This is a genomic window from Parahaemophilus parainfluenzae, assembly GCF_001053575.1.
Classification (GTDB): domain Bacteria; phylum Pseudomonadota; class Gammaproteobacteria; order Enterobacterales; family Pasteurellaceae; genus Haemophilus_D; species Haemophilus_D parainfluenzae_S.
Window position 1 is genome coordinate 86,250 of record NZ_JVSL01000040.1, and the last position, 26,635, is coordinate 112,884.

The window sequence follows — 26,635 nt, forward strand, 5'->3', positions numbered from 1 at the left end:
TACTACCCTAATTCTTTAAGCTAATTTTGCTAAACGAGTAAACTCTTCGCCACGTTTTTCAAAAGAGGCAAATTGATCCAAACTTGCACAAGCAGGAGATAATAACACCATATCGCCTGATTTTAAATGTGGACGTAAAAATGAAATCGCTTGTTCCATGGTTTCAAACAAATGGCTTTGACTTGAAAGTGCGGCTAGTTGTTTGCCATCACGACCAAAGCAATACGTTGAAATATGAGGCTGATTGATTAAATCCTTTAATTCAGAAAAATCTGCGCCTTTACCATCACCACCTAATAAAAGATGTAATGTTCCTTCAATATATAAACCAGCCAATGCCGCAACGGTACTGCCGACATTAGTCGCTTTAGAATCATTGATCCAACGAACACCATTCGCTTGATGGGCCAATTGGAAACGATGATCTAGGCCTTTAAATTGACGAAGTGCGGTACGAATTGCCTCTAAATTTATGCCGACAGCTTGTGCTAATGCTGTTGCGGCTAAAATATTCATGTAATTATGACGACCAACTAAAGTGGCTTCATCACAAGGTAAAATCACTTCATCTTTCACCATTAAGTACTGTTTACCATTTTCGGTTTTTAACCAATAATCCGCTTGATTTTCAGCAAAAGACACTACCCTCTTAGCTTGATTTTCACCTTCGCCAAAAGTGAGTTTATCTTCTAAATTCACTACCGCTGTTTCCGCATTATGGTAAATACGTAATTTGGCTTGGCGATAATCTTCTAAATCCACATAGCGATCCATGTGATCTTCAGTCACATTAAGTACCGTCGCTGCAGCCGCTTTCAAACTATAAGTGGTTTCAAGTTGGAAACTGGAAAGTTCTAATACATAAAGATCGCAATCTTCATTTAATAATGACAACGCAGGGATGCCAATGTTTCCACCCATACCCACTTTTATTCCCGCCACTTTTGCCATTTCATAGACTAATGTTGTTACAGTGCTTTTACCGTTAGAGCCTGTAATCCCGACAATTGGCTTGGTGGCAGCTCGACAGAATAATTCGATATCCCCAATCACTTCCACACCCGCTGAAAGTGCGGTCTGAATTTCAGGTGTTTTTACCGCGAGTCCTGGGCTAATGACAATAATATCGCTTTCAAGTAACCATTGTTGATTTAGGCTACCTGTATGTAAGGGAACATTTTTAGGTAATTTATCCGCACCTGCTGGATGTTGGCGAGTATCAATTACACGAATGTTAGCTTGTTGAGATTGAAGATATTCAACGCAAGAAAGGCCTGTTTTCCCAAGGCCTATAATGGTGATAGTTTTATTTTGATATAGAGTTGTCATGTTGTTTTTCTTCTCTCGTATTCTGGGATCACGCAGGGTGCAACAAGTGCACCCTACAAAAATTATCTTAGTTTGAGCGTTACAAGCCCCATCAACACCAACATCAAGGAAATAATCCAAAACCGAATAATCACTCTTGGTTCTGGCCAACCTTTTAATTCAAAGTGATGATGAATCGGCGCCATTCTAAAAATACGTTGTTTTCTTAATTTATAAGAACCCACTTGTAAAATCACGGACAAGGCTTCAACAACAAATACACCGCCCATAATCACTAATAAGAACTCTTGACGAACAAGGATAGCAACGACACCAAGTGCGCCACCTAGTGCAAGAGAGCCGACATCGCCCATAAAGACTTGAGCTGGATAAGTATTAAACCATAAGAATCCTAAGCCTGCGCCTACGATTGCGGTACAGAACACCACCACTTCAGAACTATATTTGATATAAGGGATATGTAAGTATTCTGCGAAATTAACGTTACCGGTCGCCCATGCGATTAAAGCAAATGCACCAGCCACTAACGCTGTTGGCATAATTGCAAGACCATCTAAACCGTCGGTTAAGTTTACCGCATTCCCTGTGCCCACAATCACAAAGTAAGACAACACAATATAGAATAAACCTAATTGTGGCATGATATCTTTAAAGAATGGAATGACTAAACGAGTTGCATCGGTATCATGACCTAACCAATACAACCAAATGATCGCCACTAATGCCACAACAGACATCCAGAAATATTTCCAACGCGCAATTAAACCGTCTGTATTTTTACGCGTGATTTTACGGAAATCATCCACAAAGCCAATTGCACCATAGCCAAATAACACAAATAAACAAATCCAAACATAAGGATTCGTTAAGTTAGCCCATAATAACGTACTTACACCGATGGAGAATAAAATCATCACACCGCCCATGGTTGGCGTACCTTTTTTCGCAAAGTGACTTTCAGGACCGTCATTACGCACTTCTTGACCAAATTTTAAGATTTGAAGGCGTTTGATCACTTTCGGACCAATCCATAAAGAAATGAAAAGTGCGGTCAATAATGCCAAAATCGCACGTACGGTAATATAGGAAATGGCATTGAATGCCGTTTCATAGCGAACTAAATATTCAGCAAGCCAAACTAACATAAGCTATCCTTTAATGAATAAATCGTCTCTTCCATTTTCATTGAGCGCGAGCCTTTCGCTAATACGACGACTTTTTGGTTTTCTTGTAATTTCTGTTTAATAATATCTAACGCATAAGCTGTTAATTCAGCTTTATCTTTAAAATGTTTTCCCAAAACAGCCTCAGAAATGACCGCGCTTTCTGTTCCATAAGAAAGCACTAAATCTAATTTAGCTTGTTTTGCATGCTCGCCCACTTGTTGATGACATTTTAGACTATCCTCGCCTAATTCTTTCATATCGCCCACAAGTAGAATACGGAAAGCATCGTAACCTTTTAAAACATCAATTGCCGCTTGTAAAGAATCCACATTTGCATTGTAAGTATCATCTAATAACAACAAATTTTCATTCACTTGAATAGGGAATAAACGCCCTTTTACTTGAGAACGGTGTTCAAGCCCTGCTTTAACATCAGCAAGACTTGCGCCGACATTCATAGCAAGTGCGGTCGCTGCCAAGGCATTTTTTACATTATGCTCACCTAAATAAGGTAAATTCATTTCAATGCTGCCTTTTGGTGAAACTAACGTAAACGTTGAACCATTTGATGAATGTTTTACATTTTCAGCTTTGTAATCGCCACCATTAAAATATTGAATAGCATGTGAACCAATTTCTTTTTGCCACAATTCAATATAATTATGTTCGCAATTAATAATGGCTACACCATTTGGGGTTAAACCGCGATAGATTTCACCTTTCGCACGTGCTACGCCCTCAATTGAACCAAACCCTTCTAAATGTGCAGCCGCGACATTATTCACTAATGCGGCTTCAGGCTGAGCAAGATGCGTAGTGTAATCAATTTCACCTTGATGATTTGCACCTAATTCAATAACAGCAAATTTATGTTGTTCGGTTAAGCGTAATAACGTTAATGGCACGCCAATATCGTTGTTGAAATTACCATTCGTGAATAACACGGCTTCAGGGTTGCCTGCTGTTTGTTGCAAAATCGATGCAGTCATCTCTTTCACTGTGGTTTTACCTGATGAACCAGTCATCGCTACGGTACGAGGATTAATTTTTTCACGTAACCATTTTGCTAATTGACCAAGGGCTAAACGCGTATCTGAAACAACTAATTGTGGTGTTGAAATGTTAGTGTTAGCTTTTTGTACAACTAAGGCTGTCGCACCTTGCTCAACGGCTTTATCTAAGTATTGATGTGCATCAAAATGCTCACCTTTTAATGCAAAGAAAAGCGAGTTGGATACCGCTTTACGCGTATCCGTATTGATATTTTCAACAACGACCTGCTCATCGCCAATAAGATCAGCATTTAAAATTTGGGCAAGTTGTTGGGTAGTAAGTTTAATCATTATGTTTATTTTTTCGTTAAATAGATTTCAGCCACTTCTTGATCAGAGAAATGAAATGTTTTATCCCCAATGATCTGATAGTTTTCATGACCTTTACCAGCAATCACAATCACATCGTTTTCAACGGCATTCTCAATGGTAAATTTGATAGCTTCTTCGCGATCCGGAATCACACCAACGTCTTCCATGCGACTAAACCCCGTAAGGATATCTGCTTCAATTTTATTTGGGTCTTCTGTGCGCGGATTATCTTGGGTTACGATCACTAAATCTGCAAACTGCTCAGCCGCTTTTGCCATCAGTGGACGCTTGCCCGCATCACGATCACCGCCACATCCAAAGATACACCAAAGTTTACCTTTGCAGTGTTCACGCGCAGCATTTAATGCCTTTTCTAATGCATCCGGAGTATGGGCATAATCAACAATAACTGTTGGTTTTCCTGCTTTTTTAATTAATTCCATTCTTCCATTTACTCCCTTTAACTGTGCAACAGTACGGATAAGATCATCGAAGGAATAACCTAACGCCAATAAAACAGCCGTGGCTAACAACAGATTACTCACGTTAAAAGCGCCAATTAATGGGCTATGTAATGTTCCATTACCCCAACTTGAAGCAACATCAATTACAGCACCTCCGTGAGTAAAACGAATCTGTGTTGCATAAAGCCATTGTTTAAATGTTGGATGGAAATCTGAGCGGCAGCTGACAGCAATGCCATTTGGTAATTCATTTAACCAGGCTGCCCCAACTGGATCGTCAGCATTGAGAATTTGTAATTCGGGGGCTAAATCAACGAAAAAGCGTTTTTTAGCTTCTGCATATTTTTCCATTGTCTCGTGATAATCCAAGTGATCTCGACTTAAATTGGTAAAAATAGCAGCCTTAAATTTAAGGGCTTCAACGCGATGTTGAACTAAACCATGTGAAGATACTTCGATAGAAGCAAAATCAGCCCCTTTCTCTACAAAATCAGCGAGGTTTTCTTGGACTTCAACGGCTGAACCCGTGGTGTTTTTGGCTTCTTTGACTTGACCTAATAAACCATTGCCAATGGTGCCCATGACAGCTGCTTTGTGGCCTAATAGCGTAGCCCATTGAGCTAATAATTGAGAAACCGTAGTTTTACCATTTGTTCCAGTGACACCAACTAAAGTCAATTTTTCGGAAGGATTGTCATAAAATTGACCTGCCAATGCTGAAAGATGAGCAGATAAATGATAGTAATGAATCACTGGCACATTATTTTGCCATTGGATGTTCAAATGCTCGTTTTCTAAATCTGTCTCTAAAACGACCGCACTTGCACCAGAAGAAATAGCTTGAGGAACAAATTGACTCGCATCAAAACGATGCCCTTTTACTGCCACAAATAGATCTCCTTGAGTCACTTTGCGGCTATCTAACACCATCGCCTTCACATTCATATCTGAAAGCACCGGAAGCTCAAAAAGTGCGGTCAATTTTTTCATTGTTTTGCCTTTTCTTAATTCATTTTTTCAAGTTTTTGATCGCTTAAGCGAACAGTGCGTCTTGCTGTTTTTTCTGTTGGTTCTGCATCTGGCGCAATACCATTTGCGCGTAATGCATAGCCCATAATGCTTGAGAATACTGGCGCAGATACCGCACCACCATAGTACTGCCCTGCTTTCGGATCGTTAATCAAAATAACTAATGCATAACGTGGATCGCTAATTGGTGCAATACCCGCTGTAAATGCCACATATTTATTAACATAGTGACCATTTTCAATTTTACGTGCCGTACCGGTTTTCACACCTACACGATAACCTTCAACCATCGCACGTTTATTTTTGATTGCCACTTTCTCCAACATACCTACAATGTCTTTCGTGATTTTTTCAGAGAAAACACGTTGACCAATAACCGGCGGATCAACTTTAGTGATAGAAAGTGGACGATAAATCCCGAAGCTACCTAAAGTAGCATAGGCACGCGCAATTTGTAATGGTGTTGAAGTAATACCATAACCATAAGCCACTGTTGCACGTTCGATATCTGCCCAACGTTTACGGTTTGCATTTAATACGCCACGTTGCTCACCAATTAAACCTAACTCAGTATCTTTACCTAAACCTGCATTTTGGTAAGTTTCCATTAATGCTGAAGGTGGCATACGTAACGCAAGACGGCTCACACCACGGTTACTGGAGTTAATCAAAATTTCATCTAAGGTTTGTTGTGGGCGAGGTGCTACGTCGACAATTTCTTTACCACTTACGGTAAATGAACCTGTATTAATTACCTCATCACGTCTCACTGCACCACGTTGAAGTGCGGTCAACACAACGAAAGGTTTTACGGTTGAACCAGGTTCAAAGGTATCGGTAATCGCACGGTTACGTTTTAACTCGTCTTTTACATTGGCTAAGTTATTCGGATTGTAGGAAGGCGCGGTTGCCATTGCTAATACTTCACCCGTACGCACATCCACCAACACCGCAGTACCAGATTCAGCTTTGTTCTCAGTTACCGCTTTTTTGATTTCACGATACACCATGGATTGTAACTTTTCATCAATACTTAAGGTAACATCTTGTGCATCGTATTTTTTCTCATCGGCAATATGTTCAACCACGTTACCACGTTTGTCTTTACGAACAACACGCGCACCGTCTTTACCCACTAACATTGAGTTGAAGCTCGCCTCAACCCCTTCAATCCCTTTACCATCAATGTTGGTAAAGCCGATTAATTGGGCCGCCTCTTCTACACGAGGATAAAAACGACGTGGTTCAGTCTCTAATGAAATACCTTTAATTTTGAGATCACGAATATAATTCGCTTTGCTCGCTTCTACTTGACGCGCTAAATACAAGAAACCTGACTTGGCATTTTTCTCAATTTTTTTCACCAACTCGGCTGGCGTCATATTTAATTCATTTGCGAGAGCTTTAATGCGTTCTTTATCATCTAATGCATTTTCTTTTAGCATCAAGCGCGGTTCAGCCACAATTGCACTCATCGGCACACTCACCGATAACAATTGGCCGTTACGATCTAAAATTGAACCGCGAACAGAAAGGACGTCATCTTTACGTAATGAACGTTTGTCCGCTTCACCAGAAAGGGTTTCAGAATTAACAGATTGCACATAAGCAGCACGAGCCACTAATGCACCTAATCCTAAGAAAATAAAACTTGTCGCAATAAGATAACGACCACGAAGAAAGCATTTCTCAAACACCATCTTCGGTTTATTTGGTTTTACTGACGCAGGTTGAGCCAATTTTCTAATTGTTTTCTTTGGCTTTCCTGGTTTCTTAGAGGAATTAAATCTAACCATTTTATTCAAAATCCCTATTCCAAAATAACCACTTCTTGTTCACTTTGAACACGTTGCATTTTTAATGTACCGATTGCAATGGATTCAACTCTTGTATTATCACTTTCGGTTGCTTCTTGTAATTGCAAATTGCGATATTCGTTTTCAAGGGCTTGGTGTTGTAATACCAACTGCCCGTTTTCAGAAATCAAGCCTCTTGTTTGGTGGGTCATCCAAATTGTGCCCATTGCAGAAGCTAAAATTAATAAAAGTAAGACGACAATTAATTTATTAGAAGAAAAAATATCTTCAACGAGAATATGTTGTAAAGGATAACGTTCGCTATTTTCTAACATCTTATTTCACCCTTTCCGCAATACGTAATACCGCGCTTCTTGAACGTGGATTCGCTGAAATTTCTGCCTCACTTGGCTGAATTGCCTTACCAATGATTTTTAATTTTTGATTACGTTGGATTTGATCTTCACGTAGTGGTAAGCCTCTTGGAATATCCTCGCCTTTGCTTTGCTTACGCATAAAATGTTTTACCATTCTGTCTTCAAGTGAATGGAAACTGATAATCGATAAACGCCCTTCAGGGGCCAACATATCTAATGCAGAATTTAATACACTTTCTAATTCATCTAATTCCGCATTAATATAAATTCGAATGGCTTGGAAACTACGCGTCGCTGGATGCTTATGTTTATCTTTAAACGGTACGGCTTGAGCAATTAATTCAGCGAGTTGAGAAGTACGACTTAAACATTCTGTGCCATTTTTGACCGCACTTTTGTTGAACTCTACGATGACAGTCGCAATTCGTTTTGCAAAACGCTCTTCACCGAAGGTTTTTAACACCCAAGTTAAATCATCAACAGATACTTGTTTTAGCCACTCTGCCGCAGATAAACCTTGAGTAGTATCCATACGCATATCTAACGGGCCATCTTTCATAAAACTGAACCCACGCTCGGCTTCATCAAGCTGTGGAGATGATACGCCTAAATCCAGCAAAATACCGTCAATTTTACCAACTAAATCGAGTTTTTGACAGATATCTAGAATGTGTGAAAAGCTATTATGTTCAATATGAAAACGAGGGTCTTGAATTTTTTCAGCTTCAGCAATCGCACGTGGATCACGATCAACGGCAATTAAACGACCATGTTCAGAAAGTTGGGAAAGAATTAGACGAGAATGACCACCACGACCAAAGGTGCCATCAATATAAATTCCGTTTTCTTTCAACGCCAAACCATTCACCGCTTCGTAAAGCAAAACCGTGATATGTTCAGGTGCAGAAAAGGAATTTTGCGTAGTCATAAATAAAAAGTAAAAGTTAAATCAAAATCGATAAAGAAAAGATAGAGCGGCGCAAGCACCGCTTATCCCGCTAGTGCTGCTGTTCTATAATGACAGCATTTTTAGTTCTTCAGAAGCACCGAATTCAGCACTTGAGCCAATTTCGATATCCTCATCAATTTGTGCGTACCATTCAGTATCGCTCCAAATTTCAAATTTGTTCAACTGCCCTACCAACATTAAGCCTTTTTCTAATTTTGCATGTTGACGTAATGGACCACTTAATAAGATACGACCTTGCGCATCCATTTCACATTCAGTGGCATAACCGAGCATAACACGTTGTAAACGGCGTTGATTTGGGTCAAAGTTGGAGAGTGAAAGTAGTTTTTGTTCGATTTTTTCCCATTCATCTAAAGGATAAAGTAATAAACAAGGCTGACGAATATCAACGGTACAAACCATTTGGCCTTGGTTCTTTTCCATGATTTCAGCACGATAGCGAGTAGGAATCGCTACACGACCCTTCGCATCTAAATTTACCGCTGCTGCACCACGAAACATTTCTCTACCTTTAAACGTTTATTTTTAGAAAAATTTGGCAGAATTTTCCACAAAATTCCACTTTTCACCACTTTGCGTAAGTTTATCGGTTGTAGCCTTAACTTGCAAGCAATTAAAACGTAAAGATTGGTAAATTTTGGCAATAAAATAAACAAAAAAACCGTCTAAGGTTTCCCTCAAACGGTTTTTCAATTTTTAACTCGATTTAATTAGTTATTTACATACGCTTCTTCATCACGATCACCTAATGGTTTAAGCTGTGTGAAGAATAATACCAAGCAAAGAACAGTTAAGCCTAAGCCGATATAAACAGATAATTGATAGTCTAAACCGAAACCGATTTTGTTGTATGCAAGATAAGTAAAACATACAGTACTGATAAATGCCGCAGGGATTGTACATACCCAGTGGAATTTATTATAACGGTATAAGTACGCTGCTGCAGTCCATAACATAACCATCGCAGTAGTTTGGTTCGCCCAAGTGAAGTAACGCCATAAGATAGAGAAATCCACTTTTGATACGATATAACCAACCACGAATAATGGCACAGCAATAATTAAACGTTTAGCTAAGGTTTTTTGTTCTAAATGGAAAAATTCTGCAATAACAAGGCGTGCTGCACGGAATGCTGTATCGCCTGATGTAATTGGAAGAACAACCACACCTAATACTGCAAAAATACCACCAACAAGACCTAAGAAGTGGATTGAAGAATCATAAACCACTTTAGAAGGCGAACCCGCTTTAATCGCAGCTAACAAATCTGGTAAAGAATCATAGAAACTTAAACCAACTGCACACCATACTAATGCAATCACACCTTCACCGATCATCGCACCGTAGAAAATGAAACGCCCTTCTTTTTCGTTTTCAGTACAACGTGCCATTAACGGACTTTGTGTTGCGTGGAAACCAGATAATGCACCACAAGAGATAGTTAAGAACAAGAGTGGCCATAATGGTAAATCTGCACGGGTTTCAAAGTTTTGGAAGAATTTCTCAAAAGACATACCGTCCACAGAACGATAGAAAGAAATTGGATCTGCTGAGCTAAGATCTGCAGTTACTAAACCATATACCATACCTACAGACATAAAGAGTAATAATGCACCGAAGAATGGGTAGATACGACCGATGATTTTATCAACTGGAAGTAATGTTGCAAGAATATAGTAAATGAAGATGATACCAGTCCAAACACTGATAACTGTCGCTTTATCCATACCCCAAACGGTAATACCACCTGCTTCAGCTACTTGATGGATTTCTTCCGCATTGCTAATAGAAATGCTACCTGATGCGGCACCGAACACATCCATTGTAATCGTACCCATTAATTGAGCTGGACTTGCCACGAATACCACACCCACTAATAATAAAAGCACTACCGCTAATACGTTAATGAATGCTTTAACTGGACGACCTAAGTATTTACCTGCAAGATTAGGCATAGATGCCCCGCCATTACGCACACTTAACATCCCGCAGAAATAATCGTGTACCGCACCAGCAAAGATACAACCCACTACAATCCAAAGCATTGCAACTGGTCCGTATAACGCACCAAGAATTGGACCAAAGATTGGACCTGTACCTGCAATGTTTAATAATTGAATTAACCAAATCTTAGTTTTAGACATTGGCATATAGTCAACGCCATCATTCATTGTATAAGCTGGCGTTTGACGGTTTGGATTGATCACAAAAATGCGCTCAATTACACGACTATAAAAGAAATAACCTGCAAGCAATAACGCCACGCAGAAGAAAAACCACAACATAAAAAATACTCCTCAGGAATAAATGAATACCGAAATTTAGTCATATACTAGACTTCGTCGGCGGTATTCTAAGTGAAAATCATCAAAATCAAAATTTTAATTTTTACATTGTTTCAATTTTGTGATCCATGTCACGTTTATCATTCCGTTTTTTTCACTTACAATAGGCATATAAATTAAAATAATTAATAAAGGATCATCAATGGCTCTCACCCGCTGCCCAGAATGTCGCAAAAAAATCAGCGAATCCGCGCAATTTTGTCCAAATTGTGGGTTTTCCTTTAAAGAAGAAGATCTTGAAATTTACAAACAAAAACTTGAACAAAGACGCCAACAAAACACCGAAATTAATCGAAAAAGCACTAAGCTCCATCTTATTTGGTTGGCTATTTTTACTATTGTTATTTTGCTTGCAAGTTGGCTAACTGGGGAATAAAAAGTGCGGTCAAAAAACAATGAGAATTTTGACCGCACTTTATCTTTATTGCTTAGCTACAGATTAATCTTTTATTTTATCTAACAATACGCTCACTACTTCCGGTACGCCCTTCCCTGCTTTTTCTTTTATTGCGATAACTTGCTTACGAACAAATCCTGTATTGGGATTTGGATCGATCAAGTAAATTGGCGCTTTGCTTGGCGCTTCATTAACTAAGCCATTAGCTGGATACACTTGCAAAGAAGTACCAATCACTAACACGACATCTGCTTGCGCTACAATATCAATTGCTCGCTCTAACATCGGCACCATTTCACCAAAAAAAACAATATATGGACGCATTGGATGCCCATTTGGATCTTTATCTTCCAATTTCTGATCGCCAAAACAATCTACGATATAACTTTCATCAAAGCTACTGCGAGCTTTATTTAGTTCGCCATGTAAATGTAAAACGTTTGAGCTTCCTGCGCGTTCATGTAAATCATCCACATTTTGCGTGATAATTCTGACATCATAGGCTTTTTCTAATTCAACTAAGGCGAGATGCGCTGCGTTTGGCTTAGCCACCGCGGCATTTTTACGGCGTTGATTATAAAAATCGAGCACTTTCGCTCTATTCTTCAGCAAAGCTTCAGGTGTGCAAACTTCTTCGACTTTATGCTCGGCCCATAAACCATCTTCCGCTCTAAATGTGGGAATACCACTTTCGGCACTAATTCCTGCGCCTGTTAATACGACACAAATAGGTTTCATAATATCCTCCTCAGCACTTTATATTATAAGCCTGAAAAACAGATTCACTTCGAATTTATAATAAAAAATCGGGCAATTTTAAAACTGCCCGATTTGTTTCTATTTTTGACCGCACTTTATGCCTTGGCGGTATCAATACGTTCAAATGCTAACACTTTATTTTCTAACTGACGGAGTAATAAAGTAGCAATACCGGTAATGATGAGATAAATACCACCAGCAATACCGTAGATAGTGAGCGCATCATATTCAGTACCGTAAAGTTGGCGTGCATATCCCATGATATCCATAATCGTAATGGTAGAAGCCAACGCTGTACCTTTAAATACCAAGATAATTTCATTAGTATAAGACGGGAGCGCACGTTTTAACGCATAAGGAATTAAGATTTTTAAAGTCTGCAGACGACTTAACCCTAGTGCCGCACAGCTTTCCCATTGGCCTTTAGAGATCGCTTTTACTGCGCCATGGAATAACTGGGTTGAATAAGCCGCACTATTCAATGCTAAAGCTAATGCTGCACAGAACCATGCGTTGGAGAATAATCCCCATAATGGGCTATCCACCAACCATTGGAATTGTCCTGGACCTGCATAAATTAAGAAAAATTGCACTAAAAGTGGGGTGCCTGTAAATAAAACAAGGAATAAATTGACCGCACTTTTGACTAATTTATTGCCAATAGAAAGCAAAAAGGTTAAGCCCAATGCGAGGAAAAAGGCAATAAACAATGCGACAACCGTAAGTAACAGGCTAGTCGGAATACCTTGAGCAATGACTGCTAAATACTCTTGAAACATTATTCGACTCCCCGTTCAAATCGAGTGAAACGTAATTCTAATTTGCGAATACCTACTTGGCTGATCAACGTAATCACCAAATAAATTAACGCAGCAATACCATACCAAGTGAAAGGCTCATGGGTGTTAGTATTGATATACCCAGCCTGACGCATTAAATCATCGACACCAATTAACGACACCAACGCTGTATCTTTTAATAATACTAACCATTGATTGCTTAAGCCCGGTAAAGCGTGTCGCCATACTTGCGGCATAATCAAATGGATGAAGGTATAAGGTCGACTTAATCCTAATGCTGCACCTGATTCCCACTGTCCTTTTGGAATAGCTTGGATCGCACCACGTAAGGTTTGTGAAGCATAAGAGGCAAAAATCAAAGACAATGCAAATACACCACAACCAAAGGCGCTGAATTCGATATACTCACCCGTCAGCATTTCCACAACTTGGGTTGAACCAAAATAAATCAGTAGAACCACCAAGATTTCCGGTAAACCACGCAATAAAGCGATCACAACAGAAGCTGGTTTCGCAATAAAGACATATTTATTCGCTTCTAAAGCCGTAAAAATAATACTGAGCAATAAACCGACAATTAACGAGCAAATAGCAAGCCCTAAGGTCATTAGGGCTGCATGTCCAATTAATGTAAGATAATCATAAAACATAGATTATTTTGTCATCCATTTGTCATAGATTTTTTGGTATTCACCATTTGCTTTCACGGTTTCTAAACCTTTATTTAAGCTTTCTAGCAATTCTTTGCTCGATTTATTCACCGCGATACCTAAACCATTACCGAAATATTTTTTGTTAGTCACTTTCTCGCCAACAAATTGAATTTCAGGCTCTTTAGAAATCATATCAGACAATACGGCTGTATCACCGAAGATGATATCAATACGACCATTTTTTAAGTCTAAGATCGCATCTTGTAAGCTTGCATAAGATTTTGCATTATATTGCTTGGTTTCTGCTGCGGTATATTGTTGGAATGTTGTTCCGTTTTGAACACCAATTGTTTTTGCTGAAGCTAAATCTGCTTTGCCTTTTAAAGCGACATAACTTGCTGTGCTGTCATAATACGCATTAGAAAATGAAACTTGTTTTGCACGCGCTTCAGTAATATCCATTGCAGAAATCGCTGCATCAAAACGTTTTGCTTTCAAGCTTGGAATTAATGCATCAAAAGATTGGCTTTTGAAATGACAAGTCGCTTGGATTTCTTTACAAATTGCATTCGCTACATCCACATCAAAACCGATAATTTCACCTTTTTCATTTGTTGTTTCAAATGGCGGGTAGCTCGGCTCCATCGCGAAAGTGATTTCTTGTGCATTTGCAGCAAAAGCTGAGCCCATTAACATTACGCTTAAAAGTAATTTTTTCATGTTGTGTTTCCTTATTCTGAGTGTGAAAGATATTGTTTAAATTGTTCGGTTTTTGGATTATCAAAGCAATCTGCACTGCCCATTTCAATAATCTTACCTTGTTCCATATAGACGACCTTGGTCGCCACTTTTTGTGCCACGTTCACTTCGTGGGTCACAATCACCTGAGTAATGCCTGTTTGTTGAAGTTCTTTAATAATATCAACAACTTGAGCCGTAATTTCAGGATCCAGTGCTGCCGTTGGTTCATCAAACAACAACACTTGTGGTTTCATCATTAATGCTCGAGCAATAGCAACACGTTGTTGCTGACCGCCTGATAAGTGAAGAGGAAAACGATCGGCATGCTCTTCCAAACGTAAACGTTTTAAAAGTTCTAATGCATCTTTTTTCGCTTCTTCTTCGCTAATGCCTAATACTTTTTGGGGCGCTTCAATCAAGTTTTCAATCACCGTTAAATGCGGCCAAAGATTGTATTGTTGAAATACCATGCCGACATCTTGACGAAGTTGACGAATGGCTTTCGGATTATTATTCGCTTGAGACAAATCAAAATGATTATTCGCAATATGCAATTCGCCAGAGGTCGGCACTTCTAATAAATTTAATGTACGGATTAACGTACTTTTTCCTGCTCCACTTGGTCCAAGTAACACCACGGTATCGCCTTCTTGTGCATCAAGATTGATATCAAACAATGCCTGTGATGAACCATAAAAGAAATTCAAATTTTTAACACTAATCGCCATACTAAGTTTACTGCCATCCTCTCTTGATTTTTAAGAATGAATAAATATTACTTTTTAATGACTAATTATGCAAGTGTTTTTATAAAAAAATCCCAAAAAACTTTTTGGGATCTTTAACTCATTGAATTTTAAACCGCACTTATCGCGAATTAGGCCTATTTTGCCATCTCAAATTCAACTAGCATCATTAGAATATGAATCACTTTGATATGGATTTCTTGAATACGATCTGCATAACCAAAGTGTGGCACACGAATTTCAACATCCGCTAAGCCCGCCATTTTACCGCCATCTTTACCTGTCATCGCAATCACTTTCATGCCTTTTGCTTTAGCCGCTTCAATCGCATTTAAGATATTTTTAGAATTGCCTGATGTTGATAATCCGAATAAAACATCGCCTTCTTTACCGACGGCTTCAACAAAGCGAGAGAATACATATTCATAACCAAAGTCATTACTTACACAGCTTAAATGACTTACATCAGAAATCGCAATTGCAGGATAACCTGGACGATTTTCACGATAACGACCTGTGAGTTCTTCAGCAAAATGCATGGCGTCACAGTGAGAACCACCATTACCGCAAGATAATACTTTACCGCCATTTTTAAAGCTTTCCGCTAACAATTTAGCCGCTTTCTCAATGAGTTTGATGTTGTTATCATCTGAAACAAACTTATTTAATACGTCTTGTGCTTCCACAAGCTCAGCTTTAATTTGATCAAAATACATTTTATTCTCCTTAAAAATTAAAATTCGAGATAGCGTTGGCATTGTATAGCGTTCATTTTAAATAATCTAGCGATCTTTCTTACCTCTCTATTTTCCTGCTTAGTTCTCATTATTTTGCGATACTAATCACAGATTCAATTAAAAACGCTGTAAAAAATGACCGCACTTTTTAAACTCAATAAATTAAAAAAGGAGAGATTATGCGAGTAGTTTATTTATTACTTTGCCTTCTATTCAGTCAAATAACCTGGGCAAATGAGCGTGATTTAATGCTATTAGGCACTTATGAAAACCAAGATATTCAAGGTTGGGTGATGTCTGAAAAATTAGATGGGGTACGAGGTTATTGGGATGGCAAAACATTATTAAGTCGTCAAGGACTGCCCTTGCCTGCGCCGACCTATTTTATTGCTCAATTTCCGCCTTTTGCCATTGATGGTGAACTCTTTAGTGAACGTAATCAATTTGAAGAAATTGCTTCTATCACGAAATCCTTTAAAGGTGATAATTGGGCAAAATTAACACTTTATGTTTTTGATGTGCCTAATGCATCAGGCAATCTCTTTGAACGTCTCAAAATCTTAGAAGATTATTTGAAAGATCACCCTACGCCTTATATCAAGATTATTCCGCAAATTCCGATACGAGATAAAACACATTTATTCGAGTATTTGCATGAAATTGAAAGGAAAAAAGGTGAAGGGATTGTATTACGTAATCCTCATGCGCCTTACGAAAGAAAACGCAGTACACAAATTTTAAAGTTAAAAAGCACTTATGATGAAGAATGTACCGTGATAGCACATCACAAAGGGAAAGGCCAATTTGAGAATATACTCGGATCGCTCACCTGTGAAAATCATCGGGGAAAATTTAAAATCGGTTCAGGATTTAATCTGAGTGAGCGCGAAAATCCACCGCCTATTGGTAGCACGATTACCTACAAATATCGTGGATTAACTAATTCTGGAAAACCTCGTTTTGCCACTTATTGGCGAGAGAAAAAATAAGAGCGGTCAAAAACATCACTATTTTTGACCGCTCTTTATGTTTAATAACTCAATTATAGGTGTTGATTAATAAACGCCGCTAATTGATTTTTTGGTAATGCACCCACTTGTGTGGCAACAAGTTGGCCATTTTTGAAAAGTAGTAAAGTTGGGATACTACGTACACCAAATTGACCTGCAACTAACTGGTTGTCATCTACGTTGATTTTAACGATTTTTGCTTTACCTGCGAATTCAGGTGCGATTTCATCTAAAATTGGCGCAATCATTTTGCAAGGGCCACACCATGGCGCCCAGAAATCCACTAATACTGGAATATCAGATTGCACAACAGTAGTTTCAAAATCTGCATCATTAATATGTAATACTTCGCTCATTTTTGTTTCCTTATCTAATAAGACGTTGACGAATCAACACCTAACGTTAATTGATGTTGTGCATAATAGCACAAGGCATATTGAATTGCACAGATTAGTCCGATTGATAAAAACTAATTATTTAAGTTGTGCAAATGCCTGTAATAAATCGGCCTTGATGTCTTCCACATCTTCTAAACCAACAGAAAAACGCAACAATGTGTTTGTAATACCACGGGCGACACGTTCTGCTTCAGGAATATCCATATGAGTTTGGGTTGCAGGATAGGTAATAAAACTTTCTGTACCGCCTAAGCTTTCCGCAAAGGTAATCAACTTGATTGATTTTAAGAACGTATTTACCCAATTTTCATCTTTCAAACGGAAAGACAGCATACCGCCTTTATTTGGATATAACACGCTATCAATTTGTGGTTGTTCACGTAAAAATTCCGCAATCGCCTTCGCATTGTCTTGATGGCGTTTCATACGTAATGAAAGGGTTTTCATTCCACGCACGGTTAACCAAGAATCAAATGGCGAAAGTACGGCACCTGCACCATTTTGAATATAGGCGATACGATCACAAAGTTCTTGTCCTTTTGCAATAATCAAGCCCACCAAGCTATCATTATGACCCGCAATATATTTTGTGCCACTGTGGATTACAATATCCGCGCCTAAATCTAATGGACGAGATAGTACAGGGGTTAAGAAGGTATTATCCACAATCATTAATAAATTGTGTTTTTTCGCTAATTTTGCAATTTCTGCCACATCACACTCCTCCATTAATGGATTTGATGGAGTTTCAATAAAAATTGCTTTTGTATTTGCTGTAATAGCCGCTTCAATTTCAGCTAAAGAAGAGGTATTCACATAAACGGGTTTTACGCTGTTGTTATTTTTATAAGCAAAATCCAATAAACGATATGTTCCACCATATACATCACTTGATAAAATCCATTCATCTGGGCCTTTGAATAGATTCATTAACACTTGAATTGCCGCCATGCCGGAGGAAAAGGCAAAACCACGATCACCATTTTCTAATTTGGCTACGGTATCTTCTAAAACAGTACGCGTTGGATTTTTCGTACGCGTATAATCAAACCCGGTACTTTCACCAATCCCATGGTGGCCATAAGCTGTTGAAAGATAAATTGGCGTAGAAACTGCACCAGTGCGCTCATCACTGCGATTTCCCGCTTGAGCTAATAATGTATCGATAGAATATTGTTGTGTCATAATTTACCTCTAAAACATGCAAAAATTTGACCGCGCTTTTCTTGATTTAATGGCGAACAAAGCGCTCCAATTTTGTCACAAACCCAATCACGATAAAAGTAGAAATTGAAAACTAAGCTAAAATTATATTCTTGTGTCAGATTTTGCTGTAATTTCAACCGAAACGAAGATTTTTTCAACATTTGAATTTTTTTTTCAGATCTTCGATTGACAGAATTTAAAATTTCCGTAAAATTCACCGCACTAACAGCGTATGCGGGAATAGCTCAGTTGGTAGAGCACGACCTTGCCAAGGTCGGGGTCGCGAGTTCGAGCCTCGTTTCCCGCTCCAAACTAACGGCGTGTTAGCAAAGCGGTTATGCACTGGATTGCAAATCCATGTAGCTCGGTTCGACTCCGGGACACGCCTCCATAACCACGCAGTTAGTTAATCACTCGATGCCCGAGTGGTGGAATCGGTAGACACAAGGGATTTAAAATCCCTCGCCTTTCGAGGCGTGCCAGTTCAAGTCTGGCTTCGGGCACCATTTTAAATATAAAAAGAAGATTGTCGCGTAAGCGGCTTTTTTTATGCCTAAAATTTAGCTTTTCTGTTTTTTGACTAAGTCATTTACGACTTGGTATCTAACCAAAACGCACAAAAAAACGACCGCACTTGCGGTCGTTTCTATTTATCGCTCAAAGGATTATTTTAATTTTTCACCTTTAAACTCACCTGTCAGACTTTCTAAGAAAGACGTGATATCTTCAACATCTTTTTGAGCAGGCTGTTTCACATTACTTTGATATTTCAACATTGCACTCACAGCATCTTTTAATTCTTTTGCTGAGGCATCATGGAAATATGGTGCAGTAAGCGCGACATTGCGCAAGGTTGGCACTTTGAAGCGATGCATATCGAAAGGATCTTTAGTTTGAGCAAAGCGACCTTCATCAGCATCAGTTAATGGCGTACCACGATCTTTAAAGTAATCGCCGTAAAGTCCCATGTATTCATAAGATTGTCCACCCATTGCTACACCTGTATGGCAAGTATCGCATTTATGCTGTTTGAATAATTCATAACCGCGAACTTGTTGCTCGGTTAACGCTGTTTTATCCCCTTTTAAATAACGGTCGAAATCACTATTTGGTGTAATTAATGTTTTTTCATATTCACCAATCGCATGAGTTAAGGTTTCTTTCGTCACTTGTGGATATTCTTTTAAGAATTCTTTTTTAAATTCTTCATCCATTTCAAAACGTGCCACGATGTCATCCCACGAATGCGAGCCCATTTCTACTGGATTTGTTGGAGGACCTTTCGCTTGATCAGCTAGATCTGCCGCCCGGCCATCCCAGAATTGCACAAAGTTAAACGCAGCATTAAATACGGTTGGTGCGTTAATTGGACCTTTTTTACCTTCAATCCCTGTTGAGGTTTCAAGTCTATCCACACCACCTTTATCTAATTGGTGACAAGTGTGACATTGAATAGAACCATCGCCTGATAAACGACCATCAAAGAAAAGATCATGGCCTAACGTGACTTTTGCTTCATCTGTTGCAATACTGTCTGGAATCGGTTGCACTAAACGATCTGCATCAACATTGGGTGTTTCTTTTGGTAAAGACATTTTACGTGCTTCACGAATCCAGTTAAGCAATGCCACTTTTTCTTGCTCATCTGGTTTACTTCCCCAGTGAAGATGTCTGAATTTAGCAATTGGCATTTCATTATTTTCAAGCACACGCTGTAGTTTTGCTAAATCAGCTTGGGATAATTTGCTCGGATCTTTTAAACCTTCAAGTAAACGATCTAGGCGGAAAGCACGAAGCCCACTTTGAATATCCGATTGCATTTCATCACCCACAATCGGGAATTTTGAATAAAATGGAAGAGGTGTGTTTGGACTATGGCAATATTGGCAGCTATTATCAAATAAGGCTTTTGCCACTTTTTCTTGTTCGCCAGTATAGCGATTTTCCATTAAAAGTTGGGTCTAATTCTCTTTATCAAATTGGTGTAGATACCCCACAACGCCCAAATAACCTAAGATAGCAATGGCTGCACCGCCAATAATCAGTTTTTTCATCTAATAATCCTCCAAACGATCAATAAACATAAAAAGAAACGTAAAGCTTAAAGTAAGGTGATTATGCCAAAAAATTGGCTTATATTTTGTATGGATTTAATTAACTTTGGCTATGGATTCGATTGATTGCATTAAAGGCCTTTTTATCTTATAAGTGAGAATTCCCCTAAAATTAAGCAATAAAAAATGCGGTTATTTCTAACCGCACTTTGCTTTTATTATCTCTTGTTTATTTCTTTGGCGCTTGCATAAAGCGGAAGAAATCACTATCAGGTTTCAAAATCATCATATTATCTGAACCTTCAAAGCTGCTTTCATAGGCTTTTAAGCTACGAATAAAGCTATAAAACTGTGGTTCTTGGGCAAAAGCTTGAGAATATAGTTTTGCCGCTGCCGCATCACCATTACCTCGTAATTCTTGTGCTGTTTTATTTGCATTCGCTAAGATTAGGGTCACTTTACGATCCACGTCTGCTTGAATGAACGCTGCTTTTTCTTTACCTTGTGAACGATGTTCACGAGCAACGGCATCACGTTCCGCACGCATACGTTGGTAAATCGAAGAAGAAACTTCATCCGGTAAATTGATTTGTTTTACGCGAACATCGACGACTTCAATCCCTAATTCAGAGGTACTATCCTGCCCTGAATTTAACGCTTTTTTCGCCCCCGCCATTAATTCACCACGTGTACCTGAAACGATATCTTTAATTGTACGAGTACCTATTTCTGAACGCAGACGGTCATTCACTTTACGGCTTAATAAGCTTGCAGCTTGGTTATAATCGCCACCACCCGTTGCTGTATAGAAACGACCGAAATCGCTGATTTTCCATTTCACATAGGAATCTACCAACAAGTCTTTTTTCTCGACTGTCACAAAACGAGTAGCTGAACCATCAAGGGTACGAATACGCGCATCAAGCACTTTAATGCTATCAATTAAAGGCAATTTGAAATGCAAACCTGGTTCATACACCACTACTTTGTTTTCTGCATCACGTTGTACTTTGTTAAAACGCAACATGATGCCACGAGTGCCCTCAGTTACAACCACGACGCTGGAATATAGCACCGCAGCAATCACCACAATAATCGGAAGTAAAAATTTACGCATTAGTTAAATCTCCCTTGGCGAATGCCTTCATTTGATTGAACTGGTTGAGCCGTTTGCGTTTCTACACGACGTTCCTGTGTTGAAACAGGTGCAGAACTGACCGCACTTTCAGGCGTTGTAGTGGTCGGTTGAGCCGCTTTTTTACCCATTAATTGTTCTAATGGTAATACGGTTAAATTGTTACCATTATTTGCATCTAACATGACTTTCGGCGTATTTGCCATGACTTTTTCCATGGTTTGAATATAAAGACGCTCTTTTAACAAATCAGGCGCAGCTTTAAATTCAGGTAGAAGACGTTGTAAACGTTCTACTTCCCCTTGTGCATCAAGCACAACACGATCTTTATAAGCAGTTGCTTCTTCAACAATACGCTGTGCATCACCACGAGCGATTGGCTCTTTCTCGCGGGCATAGGCTTCTGCCTCACGAATGTAACGTTGTTCGTCTTCCTGTGCTTTAATCGCATCATCGAAAGCATCTTTCACCTCTTCTGGCGGACGTGCGGATTGGAAGTTCACGTCAATCACTTCAAGTCCCATATCATAAGGTTTGATAATATCGTTCAATGCTTTCCACGTATCTTCACGCACCACGGCACGACCCGTTGTCAGCACATCATTCATGGTCATATGACCAATCACATAACGAAGTGCGCTGTCAGTTGCTTGTCCAAGACTATTATCTGCATTACTCACGCTAAACAAGTATTTTTCTGGATTTTGCACGCGATATTGTACAGTCATTTCCACTTTAACCATGTTTTCATCTTTGGTTAACATCGCACCTTGCGTTTTAAGCTCACGAACTTGTTCTACATTCACTGGAATTACTTTATCAACAAAGGTTGGCTTCCAGTTTAAACCTGGTTGAACGATAGAATGAAACTCGCCAAAACGTAACGTCACACCTCGTTCCGCTTCTTTAATGGTGTAAAAACCGCTTGCTCCCCAAATAATTCCCCCGATCACCGCGGCGATCGGTAAAATTTTACCTAAATTGAATGAAGGTATATTCGGTGAAGTATTATTTGAACCGCCTTTTTTATTACCCCCACCTAATTTTTTCAACAGATTATTGAATACTTCTTCAATATCTGGTGGTGATTGCTCCTGATTTTTATTGTCTCGCGAGCCCCAGCCATTTTCATTTTGCTTATCTGATGAATTATCTGACTGTTTTGGACCGCTGCTCTGTCCCGGTTTACCCCAAGGATCTTGATCTGGACCGTTTTGCGACATTACGTACTCCATTTGTCTAAAAATTTTAATGAGTTTATCGAAATAAATGGGGTTAGTCTATGAAAATACAAGTGGCGAATCAAGTTTTATAAAATAAAAAATCCTTGAATATTTTCAAGGATTTTCTTTTATTCATTTACTTGGTAAATCAAGGATTTTTTTATATTTTTTTCGAGTAATTTTTTTCCATCCCAGTGATAAAAGTGCGGTTGAATTTTTGACTGATTTATAAATGCCGCAAAGTAAAAAGGCAATTCATCTGTAAAAATCAACTTACCTTTCGGACAATAATCTGAAAAGATCTGCAGTTGTTCTGGCAAATGCGTCACACTTGATAACTTCACTATTCCTACGCCTTGTGATTTCAATACAGCTTCACGCAAACACCAACAACGATAAAAGGCCAGGTCTGCATCAGGCTGTTTAGCAAACCAATCTTGTTCTGCTTGTGGCGCAAAATGAGCCATGAGCGCAGAAAAATTCCGTTTTTTGGGTAATTCAATATCAATACCGACTGCACTTTTTTCTGATTCATTAATATGCAGCAATACAGCAACCCAATCACCAGAGTGACTAATATTAAAATCAATATTCTCGACGGGAAATTGTGGTCTGTCACTTTGTGTACGATAAATTCGCCCTAAAAGTGCGGTTGATTTTTCTGCTGTTTTTAGCAACTGCCAAAGTAAAAAATGCGCCAATCGACGGCATTGATGCCGTTGCGTTATCCGAGAATTTCCCAGCGGTTCTGTACACAAATTTTCAGGGACGAGCCCTCTAGGAATTTCATCAAAAGGAAAAGGTTGTTGAATATTGGCGTAGGCAATAAAAGTTGTCATAAAAATAATGAATAAACACGCAAGTTTGATTGCATTATAAAAGGAAATCCACCGCACGCCAACATAAGCTAAAACTCATCAAAGCAAGGTGTTAGATTGAAACTGTGAGCAGTTTCACAGATTTTTCTTATCAAATACGTTACATTTCAAAAAAGTAATCACAGGAGGTTCTATGTTTAAACAACTTCAACAAGTCGGTAAGGCATTCATGTTGCCGATTGCTATTTTGCCTGCTGCAGGTCTTTTACTCGGGATTGGTGGGGCGCTTTCCAATAAAGCAACGGTGCAAGCTTATCCAATTTTAAATAATGAGGCTCTGCAAGGCCTGTTTCAGATCATGTCTGCAGCCGGTAGCGTGGTGTTCGCTAATTTAGCCTTATTATTGTGCATTGGTTTAGGTATAGGATTAGCCAAACGTGACAAAGGCGTTGCTGCTCTCGCTGCGGTTGTCGGTTATCTCATTATGACGGGTACCATTGCCGCATTAATTCCGATTTTCTCTCCTGATGTAAAAAGCATTGATACGGGTGTAATTGGCGCATTGGTGATGGGCTTGATTACCGTTAAATTACACAATCGCTATCACAACATCCAATTACCACAAGTATTAGGTTTCTTTGGTGGTTCTCGCTTTGTGCCAATTGTGACTGCTTTTTCAGCTATTTTCGTTGGATTAGTTTTCTTCCTCATTTGGCCAACTTTCCAGCAATGGCTCGTATCCGCAGGTAAAAGCATCGCATCCATGGGAACATTTGGAACATTCTTATACGGTTTCTTAATGCGATTATCTGGTGCGGTTGGCTTACATCACATGATTTACCCACTGTTTTGGTACTCTGAATTAGGCGGTGTGGAAATGGTCAATGGTGAGATGATTGTTGGTGCACAAAAAATCTTTTTTGCTCAATTAGCGGATCCAAATCACCACGGGTTATTTACTGAAGGAACCCGTTTCTTTGCCGGCCGTTTTGATACCATGATGTTTGGCTTACCAGCTGCCTGTTTAGCCATGTATCACTGTGTACCGAAAAAACGTCGTGCACAAATTGGCGGCTTATTCCTTGGTGCAGCCCTAACATCATTCATTACTGGGATTACTGAACCAATCGAGTTTATGTTCTTGTTTGTTGCACCATGGCTTTATGTATTCCACGCATTCTTAGATGGGGTGTCTTTCTTTATTGCCGATTATTTAAATATCTCTATTGGGAATACTTTCTCTGGTGGTTTTATTGATTTCTTGCTCTTTGGTATCTTACAAGGTGATGAAAACACCCATTGGTTGCGTGTCATTTTCGTCGGTATTCCTTGGGCTCTGCTCTATTATTTCTCTTTCGTTTTCTTGATTCGCATCTTTAATGTGATGACGCCAGGACGCAGTGAAGAAACCGAAGAAAATGTAGAACAAGAAACTAGCTCACTTACAGAAAATGCACATAAAATTATTGCAGCATTAGGTAGTGCTGAAAATATTGAAAACGTGGATGCGTGTATTACTCGCTTACGTGTTTCTGTTAAGGACGTGAAAGCTGTTGATAAAGCCACATTGAAAAAATTAGGCGCGATTGATGTGCTTGAAGTCGGCGGTGGCGTACAGGCTATTTTCGGTGCTAAAGCCGTACTCTATAAGAGTGAAGTGAATCAAATCTTAGGAAAAGAAGATTAACTCCTAAAAATAAAGGGCGTTTATCCCGCCCTTTTGAGTAATAAAACAAAAGTGCGGTCAAAATCAACCGCACTTTTTTATTATTTCAACAAATATGCACGTAATTGTGCAAAATCGTCATCCATTTCATCAGAAAGTAATGGTAATTTATTGTGTTTATCCAACGCTTCCGGCAATGGAAGATCGAGCGAAAGAATACGCTCCACAGACTCTTTAAATTTCGCAGGATGTGCCGTGCATAAGAAAATACCGGTTTCATCCGCTTTAAGTTGGTCTTTCAATACTTGATAGGCAATCGCACCGTGTGGTTCACATAAATAACCTTTTGCGTACATCGCTTTTAAGGTTTCTTCTGTTTCGCCATCACTTAACATACCTGAACCTAAATCACTTAAATTCCAGCCATTGCGTTTGAATAGTTCTTCTACACGCGGCCAGTTGTTCGGACGACTTACATCCATCGCATTAGAAAGCGTGGCTACAGTCGCTTTAGGTGCCCAGTTACCTGATTCTAAATAACGCGGCACTGTGTCGTTCGCATTGGTTGATGCAATAAAGCGTTTAATTGGTAAACCTAATGTTTTCGCAATTAAACCTGCGGTTAAGTTACCAAAGTTACCACTTGGTACAGAAACCACGACATTATCACGTTTTTCTTTTGGTAACTGCGCCACCGCTTCAAAGTAATAACAAACTTGTGCTAATAAACGGCTAATGTTGATGGAGTTTGCTGAGTTTAAACCAATTGCTTGACGTAATTCGGCATCATCAAACGCTTGTTTGACTAACGCTTGGCACGCATCGAAATCGCCATTAATCGCAACAGTGCGGATATTCCCACCTAAAGTACAGAATAGTTTTTCTTGTAATGGGCTGATTTTGCCTTTCGGATATAAAATCACCACATTGATATTTTCCAACCCATAAAATGCATGGGCAACTGCCGCACCGGTATCTCCAGATGTTGCTGTTAAAATGGTAATTTTGCCATCACCACGTACTGCAGCAAGTGCCTGCGCCATAAAACGACCACCAAAGTCTTTAAATGCTAAAGTTGGACCGTGGAATAATTCAAGGGCATAAATATTGTCTTCTACTTTTTCTAACGGTGCAGGAAAAGTAAATGCATTTTTCACCATTGCATCTAGTGTGGCTTTCGGTAATTCTTCACCGATTAATGCGCCAAGAATTTTTTGGCTACGTTCAACCAATGGTAAGGATAATAACTCGTCAATATTGGTTAAAGCGGGGATTGTTTCCGGAAAGAACAAACCTTGATCTTTACCAAGTCCTTGACGTACTGCTTGCGCAAAATTCACTTGTTCTTCAGGGTGTTTGATATTGTACAAATTCATTGTATATCCGTTAATTATAGAGTTTTAATAAAATGTTATTCCCCTCTTAATAAGAAGAGGGGAAAATGATTGACTG

Annotated in this window: 24 protein-coding genes, 3 tRNA genes and 1 pseudogene; 6 read left to right on the top strand and 22 right to left on the bottom strand. The window is 39.1% G+C overall.

All coding sequences use genetic code 11. The annotated features are described in order from the left end of the window. Positions 1 to 15 precede the first annotated feature (15 nt). The 9 genes from murD to AC979_RS09175 all read right to left on the bottom strand — a co-directional run bounded on the left by murD (position 16) and on the right by AC979_RS09175 (position 10,780). A complete protein-coding gene (gene murD / locus AC979_RS09135; protein ID WP_049373924.1) occupies positions 16 to 1,329 on the bottom strand; it encodes a UDP-N-acetylmuramoyl-L-alanine--D-glutamate ligase in 1,314 nt (437 codons plus the stop codon). 62 nt (positions 1,330 to 1,391) lie between these two features. Continuing rightward, a complete protein-coding gene (mraY, locus tag AC979_RS09140; protein ID WP_005696533.1) occupies positions 1,392 to 2,474 on the bottom strand; it encodes a phospho-N-acetylmuramoyl-pentapeptide-transferase in 1,083 nt (360 codons plus the stop codon). Next, a complete protein-coding gene (gene murF / locus AC979_RS09145; protein WP_049373925.1) occupies positions 2,468 to 3,838 on the bottom strand; it encodes a UDP-N-acetylmuramoyl-tripeptide--D-alanyl-D-alanine ligase in 1,371 nt (456 codons plus the stop codon). The genes mraY and murF overlap by 7 nt, the downstream gene beginning before the upstream one ends. 5 nt (positions 3,839 to 3,843) lie before the next feature. Then, the gene (gene murE / locus AC979_RS09150; protein WP_049373926.1) at positions 3,844 to 5,313 is read right to left on the bottom strand and encodes a UDP-N-acetylmuramoyl-L-alanyl-D-glutamate--2,6-diaminopimelate ligase; all 1,470 of its coding nucleotides are present in this window, start codon (positions 5,311 to 5,313) and stop codon (positions 3,844 to 3,846) included. Positions 5,314 to 5,327: 14 nt separating this feature from the next. Then, complete coding sequence (locus AC979_RS09155) at positions 5,328 to 7,148, bottom strand: penicillin-binding transpeptidase domain-containing protein (protein WP_049373927.1); 1,821 nt, start codon at positions 7,146 to 7,148, stop codon at positions 5,328 to 5,330. A 14-nt stretch (positions 7,149 to 7,162) separates the two neighbouring features. After that, on the bottom strand, positions 7,163 to 7,483 hold the full coding sequence (gene ftsL / locus AC979_RS09160) for a cell division protein FtsL (RefSeq protein ID WP_049373928.1): 321 nt from the start codon (positions 7,481 to 7,483) through the stop codon (positions 7,163 to 7,165). A gap of 1 nt (position 7,484) precedes the next feature. Continuing rightward, entirely contained in the window at positions 7,485 to 8,453 is a 969-nt protein-coding gene (rsmH, locus tag AC979_RS09165; protein WP_049373929.1) for a 16S rRNA (cytosine(1402)-N(4))-methyltransferase RsmH, read from the bottom strand. Between the two features lie 84 nt (positions 8,454 to 8,537). Next, complete coding sequence (mraZ, locus tag AC979_RS09170) at positions 8,538 to 8,996, bottom strand: division/cell wall cluster transcriptional repressor MraZ (RefSeq protein WP_005696540.1); 459 nt, start codon at positions 8,994 to 8,996, stop codon at positions 8,538 to 8,540. A gap of 209 nt (positions 8,997 to 9,205) precedes the next feature. Beyond that, positions 9,206 to 10,780 (bottom strand): carbon starvation CstA family protein, encoded by a 1,575-nt coding sequence (locus AC979_RS09175; protein ID WP_049373930.1) that lies wholly within the window; start codon positions 10,778 to 10,780, stop codon positions 9,206 to 9,208. 202 nt (positions 10,781 to 10,982) lie between these two features. Here AC979_RS09175 and AC979_RS09180 point away from each other — a divergent pair, with 202 nt between their 5' ends. Next, positions 10,983 to 11,216 (top strand): zinc ribbon domain-containing protein, encoded by a 234-nt coding sequence (locus AC979_RS09180; RefSeq protein ID WP_049373931.1) that lies wholly within the window; start codon positions 10,983 to 10,985, stop codon positions 11,214 to 11,216. Between the two features lie 63 nt (positions 11,217 to 11,279). Here the strand turns inward: AC979_RS09180 and AC979_RS09185 are convergent, their stop codons facing one another. The 6 genes from AC979_RS09185 to lpcA all read right to left on the bottom strand — a co-directional run bounded on the left by AC979_RS09185 (position 11,280) and on the right by lpcA (position 15,652). Beyond that, positions 11,280 to 11,975 (bottom strand): SIR2 family NAD-dependent protein deacylase, encoded by a 696-nt coding sequence (locus AC979_RS09185; protein ID WP_049373932.1) that lies wholly within the window; start codon positions 11,973 to 11,975, stop codon positions 11,280 to 11,282. Between the two features lie 116 nt (positions 11,976 to 12,091). Then, complete coding sequence (gene artM / locus AC979_RS09190) at positions 12,092 to 12,775, bottom strand: arginine ABC transporter permease ArtM (RefSeq protein WP_049373933.1); 684 nt, start codon at positions 12,773 to 12,775, stop codon at positions 12,092 to 12,094. Then, positions 12,775 to 13,446 carry an arginine ABC transporter permease ArtQ gene (gene artQ, locus AC979_RS09195; RefSeq protein ID WP_049373934.1) on the bottom strand — a complete coding sequence of 224 codons (672 nt, stop codon included), beginning with the start codon at positions 13,444 to 13,446 and terminating at the stop codon, positions 12,775 to 12,777. Before artQ ends, artM begins: the two co-directional genes overlap by 1 nt. Positions 13,447 to 13,449: 3 nt before the next feature. Then, complete coding sequence (locus AC979_RS09200) at positions 13,450 to 14,169, bottom strand: arginine ABC transporter substrate-binding protein (RefSeq protein ID WP_049373935.1); 720 nt, start codon at positions 14,167 to 14,169, stop codon at positions 13,450 to 13,452. A gap of 11 nt (positions 14,170 to 14,180) precedes the next feature. Then, complete coding sequence (artP, locus tag AC979_RS09205; protein ID WP_049370083.1) at positions 14,181 to 14,918, bottom strand: arginine ABC transporter ATP-binding protein ArtP; 738 nt, start codon at positions 14,916 to 14,918, stop codon at positions 14,181 to 14,183. A gap of 155 nt (positions 14,919 to 15,073) precedes the next feature. After that, positions 15,074 to 15,652, bottom strand: coding sequence for a D-sedoheptulose 7-phosphate isomerase (gene lpcA, locus AC979_RS09210; RefSeq protein WP_049373936.1), 579 nt, complete (start codon positions 15,650 to 15,652; stop codon positions 15,074 to 15,076). 200 nt (positions 15,653 to 15,852) lie between these two features. Here lpcA and AC979_RS09215 point away from each other — a divergent pair, with 200 nt between their 5' ends. After that, positions 15,853 to 16,662, top strand: a complete 810-nt coding sequence (locus tag AC979_RS09215) for a DNA ligase (protein WP_049373937.1) — start codon at positions 15,853 to 15,855, stop codon at positions 16,660 to 16,662. A 53-nt stretch (positions 16,663 to 16,715) separates the two neighbouring features. Here the strand turns inward: AC979_RS09215 and trxA are convergent, their stop codons facing one another. Together trxA and AC979_RS09225 are read right to left on the bottom strand one after the other, a co-directional pair. Continuing rightward, complete coding sequence (gene trxA, locus AC979_RS09220; RefSeq protein WP_005696559.1) at positions 16,716 to 17,039, bottom strand: thioredoxin; 324 nt, start codon at positions 17,037 to 17,039, stop codon at positions 16,716 to 16,718. A gap of 117 nt (positions 17,040 to 17,156) precedes the next feature. After that, complete coding sequence (locus AC979_RS09225; RefSeq protein ID WP_049373938.1) at positions 17,157 to 18,266, bottom strand: methionine biosynthesis PLP-dependent protein; 1,110 nt, start codon at positions 18,264 to 18,266, stop codon at positions 17,157 to 17,159. Between the two features lie 255 nt (positions 18,267 to 18,521). Here AC979_RS09225 and AC979_RS09230 point away from each other — a divergent pair. From AC979_RS09230 to AC979_RS09240, 3 genes are all read left to right on the top strand, one after another. Beyond that, positions 18,522 to 18,597 (top strand) — tRNA-Gly (locus AC979_RS09230). Positions 18,598 to 18,604: 7 nt separating this feature from the next. Beyond that, positions 18,605 to 18,678 (top strand) — tRNA-Cys (locus tag AC979_RS09235). A gap of 28 nt (positions 18,679 to 18,706) precedes the next feature. Beyond that, a tRNA-Leu gene (locus AC979_RS09240) sits at positions 18,707 to 18,793 on the top strand. Between the two features lie 159 nt (positions 18,794 to 18,952). On the opposite strand, the pseudogene AC979_RS09245 reads toward AC979_RS09240, so the two are convergent. From AC979_RS09245 to AC979_RS09260, 4 genes and pseudogenes are all read right to left on the bottom strand, one after another. Continuing rightward, positions 18,953 to 20,341, bottom strand: a pseudogene (locus AC979_RS09245) (cytochrome-c peroxidase). 229 nt (positions 20,342 to 20,570) lie between these two features. Further along, positions 20,571 to 21,458: a protease modulator HflC gene (gene hflC, locus AC979_RS09250; protein WP_049373939.1), complete on the bottom strand. Its 888-nt coding sequence runs from the start codon at positions 21,456 to 21,458 to the stop codon at positions 20,571 to 20,573. Then, positions 21,458 to 22,699, bottom strand: coding sequence for an FtsH protease activity modulator HflK (gene hflK / locus AC979_RS09255; RefSeq protein WP_049373940.1), 1,242 nt, complete (start codon positions 22,697 to 22,699; stop codon positions 21,458 to 21,460). The genes hflC and hflK overlap by 1 nt, the downstream gene beginning before the upstream one ends. 128 nt (positions 22,700 to 22,827) lie before the next feature. Continuing rightward, a complete protein-coding gene (locus AC979_RS09260; protein ID WP_049373941.1) occupies positions 22,828 to 23,538 on the bottom strand; it encodes a 4'-phosphopantetheinyl transferase family protein in 711 nt (236 codons plus the stop codon). 172 nt (positions 23,539 to 23,710) lie between these two features. On the opposite strand from AC979_RS09260, the gene AC979_RS09265 reads away from it, so the two are divergent. Next, on the top strand, positions 23,711 to 25,204 hold the full coding sequence (locus AC979_RS09265) for a PTS transporter subunit EIIC (protein ID WP_049373942.1): 1,494 nt from the start codon (positions 23,711 to 23,713) through the stop codon (positions 25,202 to 25,204). 80 nt (positions 25,205 to 25,284) lie between these two features. Here the strand turns inward: AC979_RS09265 and thrC are convergent, their stop codons facing one another. Further along, entirely contained in the window at positions 25,285 to 26,559 is a 1,275-nt protein-coding gene (gene thrC / locus AC979_RS09270) for a threonine synthase (RefSeq protein WP_049373943.1), read from the bottom strand. Positions 26,560 to 26,635 lie beyond the last annotated feature (76 nt).